The organism is Kiloniella laminariae DSM 19542, assembly GCF_000374005.1.
Lineage (GTDB): Bacteria > Pseudomonadota > Alphaproteobacteria > Kiloniellales > Kiloniellaceae > Kiloniella > Kiloniella laminariae.
Map to the genome: position 1 here is coordinate 457,217 of NZ_KB893134.1, position 19,972 is coordinate 477,188.

Sequence of the window (19,972 nt, forward strand, 5' to 3'; positions counted from 1 at the left end):
CTAGATGGAGAAACTGGAAAACAGGTTGCGACAGGGGATGAGTCTGGCTGCAAAGCTCCTGCGGGCCGAAAAGGGGTTGCCGCTGAATATCCAGATGCCAACTTTGGGCGGGAAACAGTTCTGGCTGGATGAGTATGTTTTTGCTGGCTGGCGCATCCAGTCCAATCTTTACAGTGGGCACTGCCGCTTGCTGAATCCGGATGACGAACGCCTGGCCTGGGGCAGCTATGAGAACTGCGAACAGGCTTTTGGAGCAATTCGTAAAGAGCAAAAAATTCTTCAACCTCACCTTTCAGGGACAGGAGAAAAACATCTCGTCGTCATGGTGCACGGTATCACCCGTTCTGGTGATACCTTTGACCATATGCGGAAACCTTTTGAGGCGCTTGGTTATGAAGTGGCCGCGATTACCTATCCCTCTACCCGGGCATTTATCGTCGAACATGCGCAGCAGCTGGCAAGATTGCTGGGACGCCGCCCTGATATAGAACGGGTATCATTCGTAACCCATAGTATGGGCGGGCTTGTGGTGCGGTACCTGCTGGCGCGAGCCAAAGAATGGGGCCTGGACTTAAAGCTGGGAAGGGTTGTGATGATTGCCCCGCCGAACCAGGGATCGGCAATCGCACAATGGATGCGAGATTATTCTTATTATCGCTTGATCTATGGCAAGTCAGGTCAGGAACTGGTGCCGCAGATGGTCAGCCAAATCCCCATTCCTGATTGTGATGTGGCGGTAATTGCGGGAGGTCTCTCGGATGGTAAGGGGTACAATCCCTTACTTCCGGGAGATGACGATGGTATCGTCTCTGTCGAGGAAGCCCGACTGACCAACTGTATAGATTTTATTGTTATGCCGGGATTGCATTCCATCATCTGCAGGCAGCAGGGGATTATTGTGGCGACCTTTAATTACATCCGCTGGGGGCAGTTCGAAAACAGATCTGAATATTTTGGGCAAATAGTGGAGTCTCCGTGTGAGGGAGATTGCCTTACATGATCAACAAACTGAAAAGGTATCGGACGGAAATCCTGGTTCTCAGTCTGGTTACAAGCTCTGTCGGCATGCTGTTACTTCCCCCGATCCGACAGGACCCGCTTTATCATCTTTTTGCGGATATGCGCAGCTGCTTTGGACTAAAAAATTTTGGAGATGTCGCCTCCAACCTGGGCTTTGTCATTGCTGGTCTCTGGGGGGTGTTCAAAATTTCTGAAGCAGAAAAAAGGGGATTGGTTCTGGCCCCCGGCTTGCGAACTGCTTTCATGGTTTTTTTCTTCGCGGTTATCCTGATTGCGCCGGGATCGGCCTATTATCACTCTGCCCCGGATAACGCACGCCTGTTCTGGGACCGTTTGCCTATGACCATGGCTTTTATGTCCCTCTTCGTGGTGGTTTTGGCAGACAGGGTTAACCCGGTTTTCGCCAGAAAAGATGTTCTGCTGGGGTTCTTACTGTTAGGCATTGCGGCACTTGGCTACTGGTACCAGAGCGAACTGACCGGAGTTGGAGATCTCCGGGCCTATTTTCTGGTACAGTTCTATCCAATGTTGGCGATTCCCCTGATCTGCTGGCTTTATCCGGCAGGCCGACAGACAAAGGGGAAATATCTGGCCTGGATGTATTTCTGGTATGCTGTGGCAAAAATTCTGGAATATTTTGATACAGAAATCTTTATAGCCTTCGGGCAGTCCATCAGTGGACACAGTCTGAAACATCTGGCCGCGGCACTCGCGGTTTTTATGGTGGCAGCTATGGTGAAGAGGACAGATGTAGAAACATCTCTCAAGACGTGATTTTGCGCGATTTATTGCCTTGATGTTATCATGGTAAAAGAAAAGGGAGCCCGCAGAAGGCTCCCTTTGTTCTTTAAGCGAGGAAAATTAAATCCCGCCCATGCAGAGGTATTTGATTTCGAGAAAATCTTCCATACCGTATTTTGAGCCTTCGCGTCCGACGCCACTTTCCTTGACGCCGCCAAAGGGGGCGACTTCGTTGGAAATGATGCCTTCGTTAATCCCGACAATGCCGTATTCAAGCGCGCGTGAAACCCGCCATACACGGCCAATGTCCCGGCTGTAGAAATAGGAGGCCAGACCAAAGGGGGTGTCGTTGGCCATCCTGACGGCTTCTTCTTCGGTTTTAAATTTGTACAGCGGGGCGACCGGGCCGAAAATTTCTTCGCTGAAGATGCGCATGTCATCTGTGACACCGGTAATAACTGTCGGTTCAAAGAAATTGCCACCGAGATCATGTGGTTTCCCGCCGATAACCGTCTTGGCACCTTTACCCACGGCATCATTGATCAGTTCACTGACCTTGGTTGCGGCAGCGCTATTGATCAAGGGGCCTTGCTGGGAACCATCTGTTGTGCCAGGGGCCACCTTAAGCTCGGAAACCCGTTTGGTAAGTTTTTCGGCAAAGGCTTCGTAGACACCTTCCTGTACCAGAATACGGTTGGCACAGACACAGGTCTGACCCGCGTTACGGAATTTGCTAAGCATGGCACCTTCGACGGCGGCATCAAGATCCGCATCATCAAAGACGATAAAGGGCGCATTGCCGCCCAGTTCCATCGAGGTTTTCTTGACCGTATCGGCGCACTGTTTCATGAGCAGTTTGCCAATCGGGGTTGAGCCAGTGAAGGTCAGTTTCCGGACCAGGGTACTCTCAGTCATGGCTTTGCCAATCTGTTTGGCAACACCTGTAACAATATTCAGAACGCCTTTGGGGATACCTGCGCGGTGAGCCAGTTCTGCCAGGGCGAAGGCGCAAAGCGGAGTGTCTTCGGCAGGTTTGACGACCACGGTGCAGCCAGCAGCGATGGCTGGTGCACATTTGCGGGTGATCATGGCAATAGGGAAATTCCAGGGAGTGATTGCCGCGACGACGCCAATCGGCTCTTTGGTGACAACCAGACGTCGCCCGGGGAGATGTTCGGGGATGGTATCACCGTAGACCCGCTTGCACTCTTCGGCAAACCACTCGACAAAGGACGCGCCATAAGCCACTTCACCTTTGGCCTCGGCCAGAGGTTTTCCCTGCTCCATGGTCATAAGAAGCGCAAGATCATCTTGATTGGCCATAATCAGCTCGTACCATTTGCGCACGATGTTGGCGCGCTCTTTTGCGGTGCGGTCTTTCCAGCTGGCAAAGGCGGTCTGGGCTGCTTCGATGGCGCGATGCGTTTCTGCCTCACCCATGCGGGGAACCGAAGCTATGGTTTCGCCATTTGCCGGATTGGTAACAGGAAAGATTTCGCCGCTGTCAGCAGAAATCCAGCTGCCATCAATGTAGCATTTGTCTCGCAGTAATGACGGGTCTTTCAATTTCATAGCGGCCTCGCGCACAGGATTTAGTAAAAATGAGGAGCATCATAGGCACAGCGTTATGCGTTGGACAACGGCTATTCCCCTGTTTTCTGACTGTACGAGGGTAATATAGGCCAGTCTGCAAGTGCCGCAGGGCTGGGTTTCTCCTCGCTCAGGGCTTGAGGCCTTTGCTTTTTTGCTCTCTTGCGCTATACCAGTGCCGCGCTTTTACGAAAAACTGGAGCCATCAGCGCACTGTCAGGTTCCCCGGTCGCAGCCTACCCGGTAGAAAAACAAGGATTGGAATGTATGAAAACACTCGTCATCTGTTCAGGTGGCTTGGACTCAGTTACGCTCGCGCACAAGGTTGCTGCCGAGGCTGAGTTGACGCGCCTGATTTCTTTCGATTATGGCCAACGCCACAAGAAAGAACTCGATTATGCCCGCCGTTGCGCCGAGCGCCTGGGTGTCCCGCACAATATCATCGATATTGCCAATGTAGGCGCTCTGCTGTCGGGCTCTGCTCTGACTGATGATCTCGCAGTGCCAGATGGACACTACGCTGAAGAGAATATGCGTGTAACGGTGGTGCCGAACCGTAATGCCATTATGCTGGCCATTGCCTTTGGGGCAGCAGCAGCCGAAGGGGCCGATGCTGTCGCTGCAGCGGTTCACGGTGGGGATCACTTTATCTACCCCGATTGTCGTCCGACCTTTATTGATTCTTTTGAAGAGATGCAGCAGCATGCCCTTGAGGGTTACGCATCGGTGAAGCTCTATACGCCGTTTGTTCACAGCCCGAAAAGCGACATTGCTGCGGAAGGAGCCCGACTGGGAGTTCCCTTCGCCGATACCTGGTCCTGTTACAAGGGCTATGAGCAGCATTGTGGTCGCTGTGGTACCTGTGTTGAGCGGCGCGAAGCCTTCCATCTGGCCGGGGTCGAGGACCCGACGGTGTACCAGGACCCGGATTATTGGCAGGAAGCAGTTGCCCGCGAAGCCGCATCCCGTGTTGGAGAGGCGGAATAATGTACAGAATTTCCAAACAGTTTGCCTTTTCGGCATCGCACCAGCTTTTTGGTGTTCCCGAAGGCCATCCCTGTTCACGCTTGCACGGGCATAATTATATCGTCGAGATCGAGCTTTCCGGAGCAACACTCAATCAGGCCGGCTTTGTCCGGGACTATCTGGAACTGGGTGCTTTGAAGAGCTACATCGATGATGAACTGGATCACCGCCATCTTAACGAGGTGCTCGGAGATGATCTGGTGACGGCTGAACGGCTGGCAAAACACCTGTTTGACTGGGCTTTTTCCCGTTGGCCGGAAGTCACAGCCATGCGGGTGAGTGAAACGCCGAAGACCTGGGCCGAGTACCGGCCATGATCAGCCGTTGTTCCAATGACAATTCTTCTGGAATGAGACCTTCGGCGACGGAACGCCCCAATGCAGGTACGATCAGAGTTAGTGAAATCTTTGGCCCGACGGTTCAGGGCGAGGGTGCGGTGATCGGTCAGCCAACGGTGTTCGTTCGGACAGGTGGCTGTGATTATCGCTGCAGCTGGTGTGATACCCTTTATGCGGTTGATTCGAGCTTCCGTGAGTTATGGAGACCGCTTTCGCCAGAAGCGATCATGGCGGAAGTGAACAAGTTGTCGGGCAACAAACCGTTGCTGGTTTCCCTTTCAGGTGGGAATCCGGCGATTCAGCCGCTGGGCGGACTGATCGATATGGGGCATGAACAGGGGTACCGTTTCGCGCTGGAGACCCAGGGGAGTGTTACCAAAGAATGGTTTGCAAAGCTTGATAATCTGACATTGAGCCCGAAGCCGCCATCATCCGAAATGGAAACCGATTGGGATATTCTGAGTGCCTGCGTGGCAGCTGCGGGATCTGACACGGATACCGCGCTCAAGATTGTTGTCTTTGATGATGTTGACTACGCCTATGCAAAGGACGTCAGTCGACGTTATCCACAGTTGCCCGTCTTTTTACAACCGGGGAACCATACTCCGGGGACTGTTGATGACGAGGCCCCTGGGGTTGACATGAAGGGTATTCTGGAGCGGATGCGTTGGCTGGTTGACAAGGTCGTCGAGGATCAGTGGTTTGAAGCAACCGTTCTGCCCCAGTTACATGTGTTGATCTGGGGCAATGAACGTGGGGTTTAGCTTGTTCGGGATACTACGGGGTCGCAAGAGAAAACGAGACAGGCATAACCTGTTTAATGGAGTTAGATCAAAATGAACGAAGAAAACATCTACGCCAATCTCACCCAGCTGGGTGGAGAGAGCAAGTTACCCAATTCCCCTGAAGAAGCCGTCCTCGAGCGGGTGAGCAACCCGCAGAAGGGATCGGGCTATGTGGTCCGCTTTACAGCTCCGGAGTTCACCTCGCTTTGTCCAATCACCGGACAGCCTGATTTTGCCCATCTGATGATCGATTATGTTCCAGGTGACTGGCTGGTTGAAAGCAAATCGCTAAAACTGTTCCTTGGGTCGTTCCGTAATCACGGGGCTTTCCATGAAGATTGCACAGTCTCAATTGGCAAGAAGCTTGAAGACTTCCTGAAGCCACAGTGGTTGCGGATTGGAGGTTACTGGTATCCCAGAGGCGGTATCCCGATTGATGTGTTCTATCAGAGTGGTCCGGTGCCTGCTGGAATCTGGATTCCGGATCAGGGCGTTCCGCCCTATCGGGGCCGTGGCTGATCGTAAATAAATCGGGTTTGTTGATTTTTCTTTAGCAGCTTGGCCCGTCTGCATTGGGGCCAAGCTTGGTCTCCTCAGGCGAATGTCCAGACGAGAACAATGTGGCAAGAAGTGGGTGTGAAATCCAGTCCTGGTAAGGCCAGATCCGGAATTGCCCGGTTTCTTTGGTTTTTATGTGTTCGATATCGTGGTCCCAGACCCGTTCCCGGCAACAGAACAGCATATCAATATCGACGTCATTACTGGAGAGAGGCCAGATACAGCAGATAAACGGCAACTGTTGCTGACTATCAAGGAAAAACGAGGGATAGGCGACGGGCTCGCCACTGCTCAAGACATGCCGGTAAGCCATAAACATCTTGTTGAGAGAACCGGTTTCGGGGAATTCCTACAAGTATTCCCGGGTAAGCGAACGTCCGATCCGGGCCTGAATGTTCGAACCAAGAAGTCTTATCCTGAACTGCCCGGTCTTCCCGGTTTCGTTCTCGACATCAATCAGGGAAACATCCCCCAGCGCGTACCAGAAATCCAGTGGATCTAGATCCTTGCGGGAAGGAAAAGCTTTCCCGGATTTCTGCGTGCACCAGTAGTGGTGAAGTTTCTGCAGCTTTAGCATGCGGACCAAGTTATTGTTTTAATCCGCTGTCCTGTCAGGCGCAGCAAGATCTTTTGTGGCGAGCATCAGAACCGAGAAATGTAAACAGTTGGTAAAAATCGGACTGTTTTAATCCGATTTCCTCTTGAAATACGCGTTTTACTTCCTTTGATTGTATAAAGCAGAGGCTTTGCCGAGCATAACCTGTTTGTATCAGCATTTTATTTGTGGTCCGTGAGAAGTTCAGGCGGAAACAGCGACCTGTTTTTGTTGTCCGAGACCTTCGATTCCCAACTCCATTGTCATCCCCGGCTTGAGGAAAAGCGGGTCCGGCTTTAAGCCCATGCCCACACCAGCGGGGGTGCCTGTCAGGATAATATCCCCGGGCAACAGGGTCATGAAATGGCTGAGATGGCTGACAATAACTGGAACGGAATGGACCAGATTCCGGGTGTTACTGTTCTGGCGGCGCACGCCGTCGACCTCAAGCCAGATGTCGAGATTGTGTGGATCAGGTATCTCGTCCCGGGTTACGAGCCAGGGACCGAGGGGGCAGAAGGTGTCATGGCTCTTGCCTTTGACCCACTGACCGGAGCGCCGCATTTGAAAATCACGCTCGGAGACATCATTGGCGAGGCAATAACCCGCAATATGATTGATGGCATCGGCCTCAGTAACATATTTGGCTTTTGTGCCAATCACAATTGTCAACTCGACTTCCCAGTCGGTCTGGCTTGAGCCGCGGGGGATCTCCACATTGTCATTCGGTCCGCAGATGGCAGAGGAAGCTTTCATGAAAATGCGGGGTTCCGGGGTTGGCTGTGCACCGACTTCGGCAGCATGATCATGATAGTTCAGACCGATACAGATCACTTTGCTGACATTGTTGACGCAAGCCCCGATCCTTGGATTGCCTTCCACCAATGGCAGGTTTTGGGGATCTTTTGTCCGAAGCAGGTCAAGCGTCTGGTCATCAAGGCTTGCGCCATTAATATCTGGAACCACTCCTGAAAGGTCCCTGATTTCTCCTTCGGGGCCGACAAGCCCGGGTTTTTCCTGCCCCATAGGGCCGTAGCGCAGAAGTTTCATTTTCCCCTCCCTGTGATGTGGTGCTTCCAGGCCGGATAGCCTGTTGCCGCTGTTTCGGGCAATTCTGCTGTTATGACGAGGAGCTTGCCATGACATTTCAGACTTGCCACGAAAAATCACCTGTGACCAAAGGGATAAGCTGCAACAGCAACTGGACAGCCTGACTCCCCCAGCTGAATGCTGGTGGCGCCAGGCTGCCTTGATCAGAAGTCGATAACAACCTCGCCCAGTGGGTTGGAGCAGCAGGCCAGAATAAAACCGTCATCAATCTGGTCCTGGGTGATGCCGCCGTTGTGCACCATATGGATGTCACCAGAGACCTTCTTGACTTTACAGGTGCCACAAACACCGAACTGACAGGCACTGGGGATATGCAGACCGGTTTTCTTGGCAGCCGTCAGAATGGTATCGGACTCCTGGCAGCGGGTTTCTTTCTTTGAACGGGTGAAACTGACGCGGGAGGCGGCTTCAGCATCAATAATCACATCATCATGCTCGGGACGATCTGATTCTTCCTTAATCGGAGAATCAAAACTTTCCTCGTGATAGCGATCCATATCGAAACCGGCAGCATTGAGAATATCCCTGACCGCCTGCATGAAAGGGGCTGGGCCACAGCAGAAAATTTCCCGTTCCTGATAGTCGGGCGAGATCAGCTCAAGCATCAGCTGGTTTACCCGTCCGGTATAGCCCGTCCAGGCGCCGTAGGGGTCGGGTTTCTCGCAGGCAAAAGCGACCTTGATATCACCCAGGCGGGCACTCATGCTTTCCAGTTCCCGGCGGGCAATAATATCTGACGGGGTGCGGGCGCAGTGAATGAAATGGACGTCAGTGTGCAGTCCATAGTCGAACAGCCAGCGGGCCATGGAAAGGGTCGGGGTGATACCGGCTCCACCAGAAATGAAAAGGTATTTCTCTGCCATGTGATCGTGCAGGGTAAAGATCCCGGCGGGACCGTAGGCCTTGATCTGATCACCTTCCTTGAGGTTCTGGTGCAGCCAGTTGGAAACAAAGCCGCCTTCGGTCGCCTTTACCGTGATGGAGATCGAGAGCGGCCGGGAGGGGCTGGAGGATAGTGTATAGGTTCGCAGAACCGGCTTGCCTTCAATTTCCAGTTCAATGGTGATGAACTGGCCGGGAAGATAGCGAAACCAGCTGTTGTCCGTTGTCTGAAAGCAGAAGGTTTTAACATCGTGTGTGTCCTGGAGGATCATCACACATTCCAGCCTCTGAGAATGACTGTCCCAGGGGGTGGTTGTGTTTAAATCTCTGATTACCTGTTTGACAGCCATTGTCTCTAATTCCCAAATCGTCGCGGCCCTTATGGGCTTATTGTCAGTAGAAAGAGCGCAACCCGGGCTGCGTTCTTTGTTGTCTTTAGCGGTTATTGGCTGGCAGCAACCTGAAACCTTGCGGGATCAAAAAGCTGTTTCAGCATTTCCGAGCTGTACCAGTTAATGAAGTTGATCACGCCGAATTCGGCTTCCTGGGCATAGGGGCCGGGCTGGTAAGCACGGGAGTTGATCCCGAGCTGATTGTTTTCGGCCAGTTCCCGGTCCTGATGGTTGGTGGCATTCCAGACGGCAACCATTTTCTCGATGTCGTAGTCTTTGCCTTCAACCGCATCTTCGTGGACGATCCACTTGGTTGTGACCAGTGTTTCCTGTGGACCAACCGGCATGACGCGGAAGACAATGGAATGATCTCCCATAAAATGGTTCCAGGTATTGGGCAGGTGCAGAAGGCGCATGGAGCCCATATCCGGATCGTTCAGATCTCCCATCAGTTTCTGACAGGCGGGTGTGCCGTCCATGGTCATGGAGGTGGTGCCGTTTGCCAGCGGCATGCGCACAGCGCGGTACTGGAGGTTATGCGGTGTCGACTCGTGGGCAATGCCGAGCTGATCCCACTCCCGCGCCTTGCGGCTCACCAGCTGCTTGAATTCCGGGGTGGCTCTCGGGTCATCCGTGTTGTCAAATTCCAGCAGGCTGTTCAGCAGTTCCGGATGCGACCCGTTGCAGTGGTAACATTCCCGGTTATTTTCGATCACCAGTTTCCAGTTGGCCTTTTCCCGGATGGTGATTTCGTGGGCAACCTTGGCCCGGTCAAGGGCGTGAGGACGCAGGAAAGGCTCAACGGCCAGCTTGAAGCTGTCAAAAGCAGGCGGGTTTTCGGCAAGGCAGACGAAGATCATGCCACCCGCGATACCGATGTTTGCTTTTTTCAGCGGGTAATCGGCTGGTTTGAAACCCTCGCCCATATTGCCGGCAAACAGCAGATTGCCATCCAGGTTGTAGGTCCACTGGTGGTAAGGGCAAACCAGCTTGGCGGTACTGCCTTTTTCGGTCAGGCAGATTTTTGAACCGCGATGGCGACAGGTGTTATAGATGGCGTGGATGTCATTGTTGTCATCCCGGACGATAACCAGCGGGTCGTCGCCAATAGAGAGTGTGAAAAAGTTCCCTGGCTTGGGGATGTCGCAGACCAGTCCTGCAAAGATCCAGGACTTGCCAAACACATGGGTCATGTCGAGCTGGAAGAATTCCGGATCGTTGTAAAATTCACGGGGCAGACTGTAGTTTTGTTTCTTGCTGCGAAGCAGATCAAACATCGTGTCGTGGGCGGACATGCGCACATCTCTCATTCGTGCACCTTGAAGGGTGCGGTTGGGACTTGCAGCAGGAGAGAGGACACGTTGACAGCGGTATGCTTCGGCGCAGACCTTTGCCAGATCGTTCCAATCGCCCACCGCGATTATCGACTTTTCTGCAGGCTGGTTTCCGGACTCGAGAGGAGGGTCTTGTGCCCTGATCCGTTTCCTTCCCAGAGATATAATCTCCAGTGGCTCTGGCGGATCTTGTCCTCTCCTACCGTTGCGGGGGCAGTGTCGGCATCGTGCGGGGAGAGTTGCACACCGACTTCCCAATTATCCAGATGATCTCAACCGCTTGAAATGATCTGGCACCTGAAGGAGTTATCGTATTGTTGTTACCTGCTAGAATTTATGAGATTCCCTGTGGGGTTCATCTTGAAAAACGACGGGCTGACCAGCGTTTGCGACAAGGGCTGTTATTGCTGTCTTCAAAGGTCGTAAGCGTGGTAAAACAGGTCGCGGTTATTCATTGTTCAGGAATTTTTTTATGAAATCTCGACACCTGCCGATTTCGGCGCAGCTGCAGGATTACCTGATTGAGCAGGGTGTTCGCGAAGATGATCTCTTGCGGCGCTTGCGGGCGGAAACCCTGGCGATGAGATTCGGCCATATGCAGGTCAGTCCGGAACAGGGCCAGTTTCTCGCCTTTCTGATCAAACTTCTGGGTGTCACAACGGTTCTGGAAATCGGAGTGTTTACCGGCTACAGCAGCCTTTGTATGGCGCGGGCTCTGGATGATGAGGGATCGTTGCTCGGTCTGGATAATCAGAAGCGCTTTACCGATATTGCCGAGCAATACTGGGCAGAAGCCGGGGTAGAGGAAAAAATTGAACTCAGGCTTTGTGATGCGCTTGCCGAACTGGATCGGTTACAGAAAAAGGGGGCGACCTTTGACATGATTTTTCTGGATGCCGACAAGGAAAGGTATCCGGCCTATTACGACGCCTGTCTGGAGGTTCTCAATCCGGGGGGATTGCTGGTGATTGATAATGTGCTCTGGTACGGACATGTTGCCAATGCAACTACGACAGAACCGATTACCCAGGCGGTCCAGCAACTCAATCAGACGATTGTGTCGGACAGCCGTGTTGAAATGGTGATGTTGCCTTTTGCCGATGGCATGACACTGGTGCGCAAACCCTGAAATGTAACGGGGGTGTCTGTGACAGGTTAGCTCTCAAGCAGCTTTTTCAATCCGGCGACCACTCTGGCAAAAGCGGCTGCTGCCCTCGGGCTTCGGTGCCGCGCCCGGAGCCAGCCGTGCATTAGTCCGGGTTCAACCAGATATTTGGCCTTGCTCCCGGTGGCGATCAGCTTTCGGGCATAATCGGGCACATCATCGGCGAGAGGGTCAAGTTCGGCTGCACTCAGAAACGCAGGAGGAAGATTTGAGAAATCTCTGGCCTGAGCCGGAAAAAGACGAGGGTCTTTTTTGTCTGCATCGGTCACTGCCCGGCCCAGATAATACCGGAGGTAGATATCCATCTCTTCTGCGCTAAAGAGCGGCGCCTTGGCCTGGGTTATACGCGAAGGCAGGGTCTCGCTTGATAAAGCGGGATAGATCAACAGCTGGCCTTTCAGACCCGCAGTGAAACCGGGGACGGTGTTTCCCTTCTGTTGCTCTCGAAGCAGCAGGGTAAGGGCCGCGGCCAGATTGGCACCAGCGGAATCCCCGCCAAGCACAAGCCGCTGGATATCGACAGCAAACAATTCGGGTGCTTGCAACAGGCTGTGCAAGACTGTCCAGCAGTCATCAACAGCGGCAGGAAAAAGATGTTCGGGAGCCAGGCGATAATCGACAGCGATGACCTGGATATTGGCTTCTTTTGCCAGATCTGCCGCAATGGAATCGTGGCTTTCCAGGTCGCCGACAATCCAGCCGCCACCGTGGAAATAGAGCAGGGTCGGGCAGGGAGATGAAAGGTTGGCAGGACGATAGACCCGAACAGGAATATCGCCCGCCAATCCTCTAATGGCACTATTCTCGATCAGTAAACCTTCAGGATGCGGTGCCTGAAAGTGTTGAGCCATCCGGTTATAACCTTCACGGATAACAGTAAAATCGTTTGTTGCGGGTCCGGAAAAGCTCTCGGTTTCCGAAACAAAAATATCCAGCTCAGGATCCAGAAGGGTCGCCATTTATATCCAGATTACCCGATTAGAGAAGGCAATGTTTGGCAAAGTCTGTCGCTTCGTTGGCTGACCAGTCACCTTTGGGTTTTTCTTTCAGAGCATCACACCATTCCTGGCTGCCAACCTCGGGAGAGCAGGCGGAAAGGGCAGTGATAAAAAGAGCTGCGAGAGCAAGCTTAAGGTAGGTCATGGAATTTTCCCCGGAAGAAATGATAGTGGATTTAAAGAAATGATACTGGATTTATAGATGGTTGTGGTGAGGATAGTACGATAGTCCGCCGCAGGGCTCAATACCACTTCGGGGTAATACCTATCTTTACAGAGACTGTCTCAAGGGTGTTTTGTCTTTTGCCATAAAGGAATCTTTTCTCAGTTGGGCCTTGTGATAATCTGGCAGGATGGCAACAGCAAAAGCGCAGACAGACAAACGAATACTTAAAGTGATGCTCTTCTGTAAACGTGTCCTTCTTTGGGGCGTTTTGGGGCTGCTTCTCTGTGCCGGGGGGCTGGTTGTCTTTCGGGTCGATCTGGCGCAATGGGGCCTGGAGCAGACGGCTTTACAGGCAAAAGTGCCTGCCTTCTCTGCCCGGGTGACGGATATAAGCTTTGATCGTGTGGCTGTGGAAAATATAACTGCAGGGCAGGAGGAAGAATTCCGGCTCGGGTCGCTGGTCGTGAGTTTTGACTTGCTGGAATTATGGGAGGGAGGGCCGCTCCAGGTCGTGGCGGACGGGCTGCGTCTCAAGCTCGACCTGACGGGAAAGCAACCCTTTCTCGGGTCGCTGGAACCGCTGCTTGGAGGATCTGGCAGTTCAGGGGCTTCCTCGGATATTTCTCTGCCGTTCCGACCGGAGATCCGTCTGAATGACGGGGCGCTGGAAATCCTGTCGCAACAGGGGCCGGTCACTTTACCCTTTGCCGCAGAGCTTGTCGGAACCAGAGAAGAGGACATCCAGGGCTGGGTGAACTTTCTTGGGGGCGACTTTGCCGGGCATCAACCCGAGCGGCTGGATCTGGGGATGATCTTCAGCGCTTCGGATGTACAGCTTGACTGGGATATTGATTGGCAGGAACTCGGCCTGCAGGGCGAGGGAGCTGCGGCACTCTTTCTGGATGTAGCCGGGCTTGACAGGGCTGGAGCCAGCTGGAATGTGCAGGGAAATCTGACGGGCGAACTGCCGCTTGCCCTGTTTGCACAGGAAATGCCGGAAAACGTCAAGATCCGCTCTGCCGCTGCGACGCTTGAGCTGGATGGCACAGGCGTTATCCCGGTTAAGGGCGCACAGCCGCAGCAGTGGCAAGAAGCTCTGGTGCCCCTGCTGGAAGGGATAGGACAGGCCAGTGCTTCTTTGTCCGTGCATATCCAAAGCAGGGTTCAGCTTGATGACGGCGGCCTTCTGCTTGGCGATTTACCCCTCCTGTTGACGGCGGACCGAAAAACTTTCCAGATCGGGCTTTCGCAAGGAGCGTCGCTTGATTTTTCCGGTTTTGAAAAGATGCCTTTGCCGCCTGAGGTTCGGGATATACTCGGCCCAAGGGCCAGGATCGAAATCGCCAAGGACGAAACACAGCTGCTGGTTCCGCTGCAGGGCGAGGACCAAAGCCTTGCTCACCTCTCCGGACGACTTCGCGGGCGAGAAGATTTCTCTCTCGGTTTTCAGGTTGATGCTGCGGGAATTTTCAATCTTGCTGAAGGAAAGCTGCGTGAGCCCAGGGCAGATATCGAGATATCCGGAGACGCATTTTCACTCTCCCGTGCGGATGGCAGCAGGATAAAAGGACAAGGGTTGAAGGCGCACCTTTCCGCTGCTCGGGCAGAGGTGAGCGACGATAAACTTGATACAGGCGCGGCATGGCAAGGGGCATGGCAGATCGCGCTTGCCGGAGGGGAATTCCGCGAAGGGGCAAGACGGGCCAGCCTGTCCAAACTGGCGCTTGAGGGGAATTATCTTGCGGGATCTTTGCTCTCCCTTTCGGGCACGCGTGGAGGGCTGCAACTTGATGCGCTTTCTCTCCCGGATCTGCTCGAGCTGAAAAAACCCACCCGTCTTGAGCTGCAGGACCTTTCCCTGTCGGCTGGTCTTTCTGGCAAAGAAGATGCCGGGCCAGACCATAAAACTTTACCTGCTTTTCCTGAGATCACAGCTTCGGCGACGATAAAACAACTGGATCTGAACGTTCTTGCCGAGCCGCAGGAGGTAAGGTTATCCGGTATCGGGCTCGATCTTCAGGGAGACGTAACAGGGCAGTGGAAAGCAAAGTTTTCCAGCAAGGAAATCACGGCTCCGGCCCTTGAGGTTCAGATAATAAATCTGCAGGGACAGGCTTCGACAGATCTGGCTTTTGCGGAACCTGAGAAGGGGAGCGCAGTCTTTGATCTGGAGGCTTTGCCCTTTTCAACAACGCTGTCCGGGGGAGTTGAGAGTCTGAACCCGGAGAGATATTTCCCGCCCCTGACGTTCAAGGGGGAAAGCAAGGGCAACCTGAAGACCCTGAATGTTTCCGCGGCTGTGGCGCTGAGCGAAGGGGCGACATTGTTAAATGCAACGGGAAGCTTCGCACCAGAGAGGGGAGACGGAGAGTTTGATCTGACGCTGCCTAAATTGCTTCTGCTTGAGGGAGGGCTGCAGCCTGAAACCTTTTCGCCCCTGCTCTCGGGCATTCGCATTATTGATGGCAGCCTTGATGGACAGGCGAAGATCAGGCTTGCCAACGGGGTTCCTGATGGCGAGGGTTATCTGAACCTCGATCTGGCAGAGAGCCTGGTCAATGGCTTTGCCATGAAAGGTTTCGAGGGACGGTTTTTCTTTCAGGGCATTGACCAGCCGACTTTGCCGCCGGGCCAGAGTATCAGGATCGCGGAAATTGACGCAGGACTGCCTGTTACCGGGGTGGAGCTGCTCTGGGGCGCCTTTCTCGAAGAGGGCGAGCCGATTGTTGAGTTAAGGAAAGCAGGGCTTGAAATTACGGGCGGGACGCTGGCCCTGTCACCGGGGAAAATTCCCGTAACCGGAGAACGTCAGAGCCTTGAGTTACTGATTGAGTCTCTTGATGTGAAGGAGCTGTTTGAACTGATCGGTCAGGACAACCTTGGGGGAACCGGACGCTTGTCAGGAAGTATTCCAATGATCATTGAGGGTGAATATATCGCTGTCGGTCCGGGGCACCTTGCAACAGATGGTCCCGGCGTGCTGAGGATCAGATCAGAGATAATTGCCGATGCCCTCTCTTCCGGGGGTGAGCAGGTTGAACTGCTGGTCGAAGCCCTGAAAGATTTCCACTATAGCGAACTCACTCTTGATATCGAGAAACCTTTCAATGCGGCCAGCGAAGTAAGGCTCGGGATCAGCGGCGCCAACGAAAAGGTACTTGATGGCCATCCCTTCCGCATAAATGTCAATCTGGAAACCAGGATCGAACCACTGCTTGAGGCGCTGCTACAGGGGCAAAAGATATCGCAAGGACTGGTTTCCGGCTTCTTCAAACGGCCGTGATAGGGGAGATTCATGTGACTATTGATTTGGGGCGCCAGTTTCTCGGTTCATACAAGCGAATAACAGGCATTTAGAATGGCAAAAAAGCTATCCTCGTCCTTTCATGATTGGGAAATCACGGGGCTGGATATAAACAGGGAAAACAAGACGCTTGCGGTTAAGCTCTGGTTTCCAGATACAGATGAAAAGGTGCACTTGCTTCTTGAAGGCGTGAGCCGATTTTCTTGTTCAGGGGCAATGTTGCAAAATGTGATTCTTGATTTTTTGGTGTTTGAGAAACATTCTGAATCAAACTACCTCAAATATTGTTATAAAGTCTTAGATATTGATTCATCTGTTTTTTGTACCCATGGCTCAGATGAAAATAACAAAATTCTGTTCATCGAACCCTCAGTCGGAATGGAACTGGCATGTTGTTATCAATTGCTGACACAGGAAATAGAAGAGTTCCGATAAACGTAAATCTGGAATCGTTAATATTCTTATGAGACCACGATTACGATCAGTTATGCATCAACATCAGAGTTCTCGTGATGATGCCGAGGAAATCTTACTTTTTAATTCCATTAAAAAAGGGGGATTACCGGGAGAAATGGGGAGAAATAAATCTCCCCAAACCTGAAAATGCCTTTCCCTTGCCATATTTGAACGCCTATTGTTCTGGCAGAACGTTTTATTCTGAACAGAGGATACAGCCTTGGTCTGCCTTCAGAGAGATAGTTATTACAAGCGTTATCTGCTTTTGTGCGCGATGGCAGTTGCCATACAGGCCTGTACCCCGACGGTACAGGTGGCGGCACCAAAAGAGCCGATCACCATCAACCTCAACATCAAGCTTGATGCAGATGTCAGGGTTCGTCTGGAAGAAAAGGCGAAAGAAGATATCAACAACAATCCGAATCTGTTCTAGGTTGTGGCGCAGGAGATATAGATATGGTTCTACATGGCATGAAAATGTTGAGAGTTTTGCTCGTCGCTTTGGCCTTCACATCAATCAGTGCCCCTTCTTGGGCGCAGGATCTGGATGCCTTGCGTAGCAGTGGCGCGGTTGGCGAACGTTTTGACGGCCTGGCTGTTGCCCGGGATGCTTCTGCGGCCAGTTTTGTTGCATCGGTTAATGCTCAGCGGTCCAAAATCTATCAGGAACGGGCCGCCAAAGAAGGTGTCCCTGCCGAGCAGGTCGGGATGGTGTATGGCAAGGAGATCAGAGGTAAAGCTCCGGCAGGTACCTGGTTTTTGCTGCAGGATGGTTCCTGGGCGCAAAAATAGCGTCGCGGTGATGCGGCTGATATCGTCGGGTGTCAGAATTCTGGCAGATATGATTAAGCTTAAAAGGCTCCGTTGATTGGCGGGGCCTTTTTGCTGTCGAAAATCTGAAGCTTGATGCTGCGGTGCAATATTAATCTGTGCCGATTATTCATATATATTTTCACATTGAAGAACTGGTGGAACTTATACTTAGGTGCTCCCCAGCAGTATTTTGATTCTGTCTAATATTTAAAAAAATGTGTCGTTCGTGGCGTATAGCTTTCCTGCCTTTTCGGCCTAAATGGACTGTGAGAGGATATTTTGACCTTATTTTGAAGACATAATGGCACAGGTAATTGGTAAAATGCCTGCATTTACCATCATTAATTCTAAGGTTAAGTATAAGTAGCCTCTTTAATAGAAATAAATGCACCTTCCCGGGTTTTATTTGTCCCTTCTGCTTTTGCAGGAAAATTCGGGGAAACAGAAAGAGTTAAGCGCAGACGACGGTTGGTCCAACTGCACTCTCTGTCTGGGTGTGATAACGGCAGTGAGGATTAACGCAGTGGATATTCATGAGTATCAGGCAAAGGCTCTGCTTTCCGACTTTGGGGTGAACATTCCCCAGGGTGGGTTGGCCTACAGCCCGGAACAAGCCGCCTATCGCGCCCGCGAAATTGGCGGCGACAAATGGGTGGTCAAGGCACAGATTCATTCCGGTGCCCGCGGCAAAGCCGGGGGTGTGGTCTTCTGTGACAAGGAACAGGCGGTCTGGGATGCGGCAGACGATCTGTTGGGCAAGCGTTTGGTGACCCACCAGACCGGGCCAAAAGGCAAGGGTGTCTATCGGCTTTATGTCGAAGAGGCGACCCAGATCCGCAACGAGATTTATCTGGGTTTTGTGCTGGATCGCAGCAGCGACAGGATCCTCGTGGTTGCCTCGGCTGAAGGCGGGATGGAGATCGAGGAGATCTCGGCGAACCGGCCGGGCTCAATCGTGCGGATGTCGGTTGAGCCTGCGGTTGGCATGCAGGCTTTTCAGGCACGGGAGATTGCTTTCTCTCTCGGTTTGCCGGGCAGTCTGATCAACCAGATGGTCAAAACCATTATGGGCTGCTATCGCGCCTTCCGTGAACTGGATGCCACGATGGTCGAGATCAACCCGCTGGTTGTGACCGAGAACGAAGATATCATCGCGCTGGATGCGAAGATGACCTTTGACGACAACGCGCTGTTTCGTCGTCCGAATATCTCTGAACTGCGGGACAAGTCCCAGGAGGACCCGCGGGAAACCCGGGCCGCTGACCGGGGGCTCAGTTATGTCGGGCTTGATGGCAATATCGGCTGCATGATCAACGGTGCCGGGCTGGCCATGGCGACCATGGACATGATCAGCCATGCGGGCGGTGAGCCTGCGAATTTTCTCGATATCGGCGGTGGAGCTTCACCGGAACGGGTGGCCAAGGCTTTCAATCTGGTTCTGGCCGATGAAAACGTCCAGGCCATCCTTGTGAACATTTTTGCCGGGATCAACCGTTGTGACTGGGTCGCCCAGGGCGTGGTTCAGGCGATCGAGAAGATTGATCTCAAGATCCCTCTCGTTGTGCGTCTTTCCGGCACCAATGTCGAAGAAGGCCGTCGTATTCTGGAGCAGTGTCGCCAGAAGGTGATTACGGCGGATACTCTTGCAGAAGCAGCGGAAGCTGTGGTCGGGGCCTGGAAAAAAGCACAAGCGGGACAGAGGGGATAGAACAATGGCGATTCTGATCAACGAAAAGACCCCTGTGATCGTGCAGGGGCTGACAGGAAACATCGGCTCCTTTCACGCCAAGGAAATGATTGAATACGGCACCAATGTTGTCGGCGGAGTTACGCCGGGCAAGGGTGGGCAGATGCATCTGGGCGTTCCGGTGTTTAACTCGGTCAGCGAGGCGGTGCGGGAAACCGGGGCCGAGGCCAGCATCGTGTTTGTGCCGCCGCCCTTTGCTGCGGATTCAATTATGGAAGCTGCCGATGCCGGAATCCGGACCTGTGTGTCCATTACCGACGGTATTCCGGTGCAGGACATGATTACAGTCAAGCGCTATATGATGCGTTACAAGCGCGAGAACCGTATGTGCCTGACCGGGCCGAACTGTGCGGGAACCATCAGCCCGGGCAAGGCGATGCTGGGCATTATGCCGGGGCATATCTACAAGCCGGGCAAGGTTGGCATTATCGGACGTTCGGGCACGCTTGGCTATGAAGCGGCTTCACAGATGAAAGCCCTGGGCATTGGCATCTCGACCTCGGTCGGGATCGGGGGAGACCCGATTAACGGCAGCTCCTTCAAGGATATTCTGGAAAAATTCGAGGAAGACGACGAGACCGTCGCCGTCCTTATGATCGGTGAAATCGGCGGACCACAGGAAGCAGAGGCGGCGCAGTTCGCGAAAGAGAACATGCGCAAGCCTGTTGCAGCCTATATCGCCGGTTTGACGGCGCCCAAGGGGCGCCAGATGGGGCATGCAGGTGCGATTGTTACGGCATTTGGCGAAAGCGCAGGGGAAAAAGTAGAGATCCTGCGTCAAGCCGGTGTTCTGGTCGCACCGAACCCATCCGAAATGGGCTCGACAGTTGCCGAGCTCCTGACATCAGTCGGAGCATTCTAGCTTTAATTGATGTTCTTTTAGTCTGGGGAAATAACTCGGGGCGTGTGGCAGGTTCACACGCCCATTTTTCTTTTGGGCCCGTTGCCGCTT

21 protein-coding genes and 1 riboswitch are annotated in these 19,972 nt (G+C 53.1%); of the genes, 13 read left to right on the plus strand and 8 right to left on the minus strand.

Translation table 11 applies throughout. From position 1 onward, the window contains the following. Window positions 1-4 precede the first annotated feature (4 nt). Both B152_RS0102225 and B152_RS0102230 read left to right on the plus strand, forming a co-directional pair. Window positions 5-1,000: an esterase/lipase family protein gene (locus B152_RS0102225; RefSeq protein ID WP_020590745.1), complete on the plus strand. Its 996-nt coding sequence runs from the start codon at window positions 5-7 to the stop codon at window positions 998-1,000. Then, window positions 997-1,794 carry a hypothetical protein gene (locus B152_RS0102230; protein ID WP_020590746.1) on the plus strand — a complete coding sequence of 266 codons (798 nt, stop codon included), beginning with the start codon at window positions 997-999 and terminating at the stop codon, window positions 1,792-1,794. The genes B152_RS0102225 and B152_RS0102230 overlap by 4 nt, the downstream gene beginning before the upstream one ends. An 87-nt stretch (window positions 1,795-1,881) precedes the next feature. Here B152_RS0102230 and B152_RS0102235 read toward each other — a convergent pair whose 3' ends face one another. Then, complete coding sequence (locus B152_RS0102235; RefSeq protein WP_020590747.1) at window positions 1,882-3,333, minus strand: NAD-dependent succinate-semialdehyde dehydrogenase; 1,452 nt, start codon at window positions 3,331-3,333, stop codon at window positions 1,882-1,884. Between the two features lie 285 nt (window positions 3,334-3,618). On the opposite strand from B152_RS0102235, the gene queC reads away from it, so the two are divergent. The 4 genes from queC to queF all read left to right on the plus strand — a co-directional run bounded on the left by queC (window position 3,619) and on the right by queF (window position 6,019). Continuing rightward, entirely contained in the window at window positions 3,619-4,338 is a 720-nt protein-coding gene (gene queC / locus B152_RS0102240; protein WP_026261209.1) for a 7-cyano-7-deazaguanine synthase QueC, read from the plus strand. Next, window positions 4,338-4,694: a 6-pyruvoyl trahydropterin synthase family protein gene (locus B152_RS0102245; RefSeq protein WP_020590749.1), complete on the plus strand. Its 357-nt coding sequence runs from the start codon at window positions 4,338-4,340 to the stop codon at window positions 4,692-4,694. The genes queC and B152_RS0102245 overlap by 1 nt, the downstream gene beginning before the upstream one ends. Beyond that, window positions 4,691-5,479 carry a 7-carboxy-7-deazaguanine synthase QueE gene (gene queE / locus B152_RS0102250; protein ID WP_020590750.1) on the plus strand — a complete coding sequence of 263 codons (789 nt, stop codon included), beginning with the start codon at window positions 4,691-4,693 and terminating at the stop codon, window positions 5,477-5,479. Before B152_RS0102245 ends, queE begins: the two co-directional genes overlap by 4 nt. A gap of 72 nt (window positions 5,480-5,551) precedes the next feature. Further along, window positions 5,552-6,019, plus strand: a complete 468-nt coding sequence (queF, locus tag B152_RS0102255; RefSeq protein ID WP_020590751.1) for a preQ(1) synthase — start codon at window positions 5,552-5,554, stop codon at window positions 6,017-6,019. 31 nt (window positions 6,020-6,050) lie between these two features. Here the strand turns inward: queF and B152_RS0102260 are convergent, their stop codons facing one another. The 5 genes from B152_RS0102260 to B152_RS0102280 form a co-directional block, all read right to left on the minus strand. After that, complete coding sequence (locus B152_RS0102260; protein WP_020590752.1) at window positions 6,051-6,377, minus strand: hypothetical protein; 327 nt, start codon at window positions 6,375-6,377, stop codon at window positions 6,051-6,053. 30 nt (window positions 6,378-6,407) lie between these two features. After that, a complete protein-coding gene (locus B152_RS0102265; RefSeq protein ID WP_020590753.1) occupies window positions 6,408-6,635 on the minus strand; it encodes a PAS domain-containing protein in 228 nt (75 codons plus the stop codon). A gap of 222 nt (window positions 6,636-6,857) precedes the next feature. Next, window positions 6,858-7,703, minus strand: coding sequence for a fumarylacetoacetate hydrolase family protein (locus B152_RS0102270; protein ID WP_020590754.1), 846 nt, complete (start codon window positions 7,701-7,703; stop codon window positions 6,858-6,860). Between the two features lie 203 nt (window positions 7,704-7,906). Further along, window positions 7,907-8,995 (minus strand): FAD-binding oxidoreductase, encoded by a 1,089-nt coding sequence (locus B152_RS0102275; protein ID WP_026261211.1) that lies wholly within the window; start codon window positions 8,993-8,995, stop codon window positions 7,907-7,909. Window positions 8,996-9,087: 92 nt separating this feature from the next. Next, window positions 9,088-10,347: an aromatic ring-hydroxylating oxygenase subunit alpha gene (locus tag B152_RS0102280; RefSeq protein ID WP_033405606.1), complete on the minus strand. Its 1,260-nt coding sequence runs from the start codon at window positions 10,345-10,347 to the stop codon at window positions 9,088-9,090. Between the two features lie 110 nt (window positions 10,348-10,457). Continuing rightward, a riboswitch (cobalamin riboswitch) is annotated at window positions 10,458-10,687 on the minus strand. Between the two features lie 156 nt (window positions 10,688-10,843). Here B152_RS0102280 and B152_RS0102285 point away from each other — a divergent pair. Continuing rightward, on the plus strand, window positions 10,844-11,500 hold the full coding sequence (locus B152_RS0102285) for an O-methyltransferase (protein WP_020590757.1): 657 nt from the start codon (window positions 10,844-10,846) through the stop codon (window positions 11,498-11,500). A gap of 26 nt (window positions 11,501-11,526) precedes the next feature. On the opposite strand, the gene B152_RS0102290 is transcribed toward B152_RS0102285, so the two are convergent. Further along, the gene (locus B152_RS0102290; protein ID WP_020590758.1) at window positions 11,527-12,495 is read right to left on the minus strand and encodes an alpha/beta hydrolase; all 969 of its coding nucleotides are present in this window, start codon (window positions 12,493-12,495) and stop codon (window positions 11,527-11,529) included. Between the two features lie 19 nt (window positions 12,496-12,514). Beyond that, a complete protein-coding gene (locus B152_RS25725) occupies window positions 12,515-12,679 on the minus strand; it encodes a DUF3012 domain-containing protein (protein ID WP_020590759.1) in 165 nt (54 codons plus the stop codon). A gap of 208 nt (window positions 12,680-12,887) precedes the next feature. On the opposite strand from B152_RS25725, the gene B152_RS0102305 reads away from it, so the two are divergent. From B152_RS0102305 to sucD, 6 genes are all read left to right on the plus strand, one after another. Then, window positions 12,888-15,983, plus strand: a complete 3,096-nt coding sequence (locus B152_RS0102305) for an intermembrane phospholipid transport protein YdbH family protein (protein ID WP_083921775.1) — start codon at window positions 12,888-12,890, stop codon at window positions 15,981-15,983. A 75-nt stretch (window positions 15,984-16,058) separates the two neighbouring features. Next, window positions 16,059-16,439, plus strand: coding sequence for a hypothetical protein (locus B152_RS0102310; protein WP_020590762.1), 381 nt, complete (start codon window positions 16,059-16,061; stop codon window positions 16,437-16,439). Window positions 16,440-16,734: 295 nt separating this feature from the next. After that, complete coding sequence (locus B152_RS25730) at window positions 16,735-16,893, plus strand: YnbE family lipoprotein (RefSeq protein WP_020590763.1); 159 nt, start codon at window positions 16,735-16,737, stop codon at window positions 16,891-16,893. A gap of 23 nt (window positions 16,894-16,916) precedes the next feature. Further along, the gene (locus B152_RS0102320; RefSeq protein WP_020590764.1) at window positions 16,917-17,252 is read left to right on the plus strand and encodes a YdbL family probable chaperone protein; all 336 of its coding nucleotides are present in this window, start codon (window positions 16,917-16,919) and stop codon (window positions 17,250-17,252) included. Between the two features lie 544 nt (window positions 17,253-17,796). After that, on the plus strand, window positions 17,797-18,981 hold the full coding sequence (locus B152_RS0102325; protein WP_026261213.1) for a malate--CoA ligase subunit beta: 1,185 nt from the start codon (window positions 17,797-17,799) through the stop codon (window positions 18,979-18,981). 4 nt (window positions 18,982-18,985) lie between these two features. Then, window positions 18,986-19,882, plus strand: a complete 897-nt coding sequence (gene sucD / locus B152_RS0102330; protein ID WP_020590766.1) for a succinate--CoA ligase subunit alpha — start codon at window positions 18,986-18,988, stop codon at window positions 19,880-19,882. Window positions 19,883-19,972 lie beyond the last annotated feature (90 nt).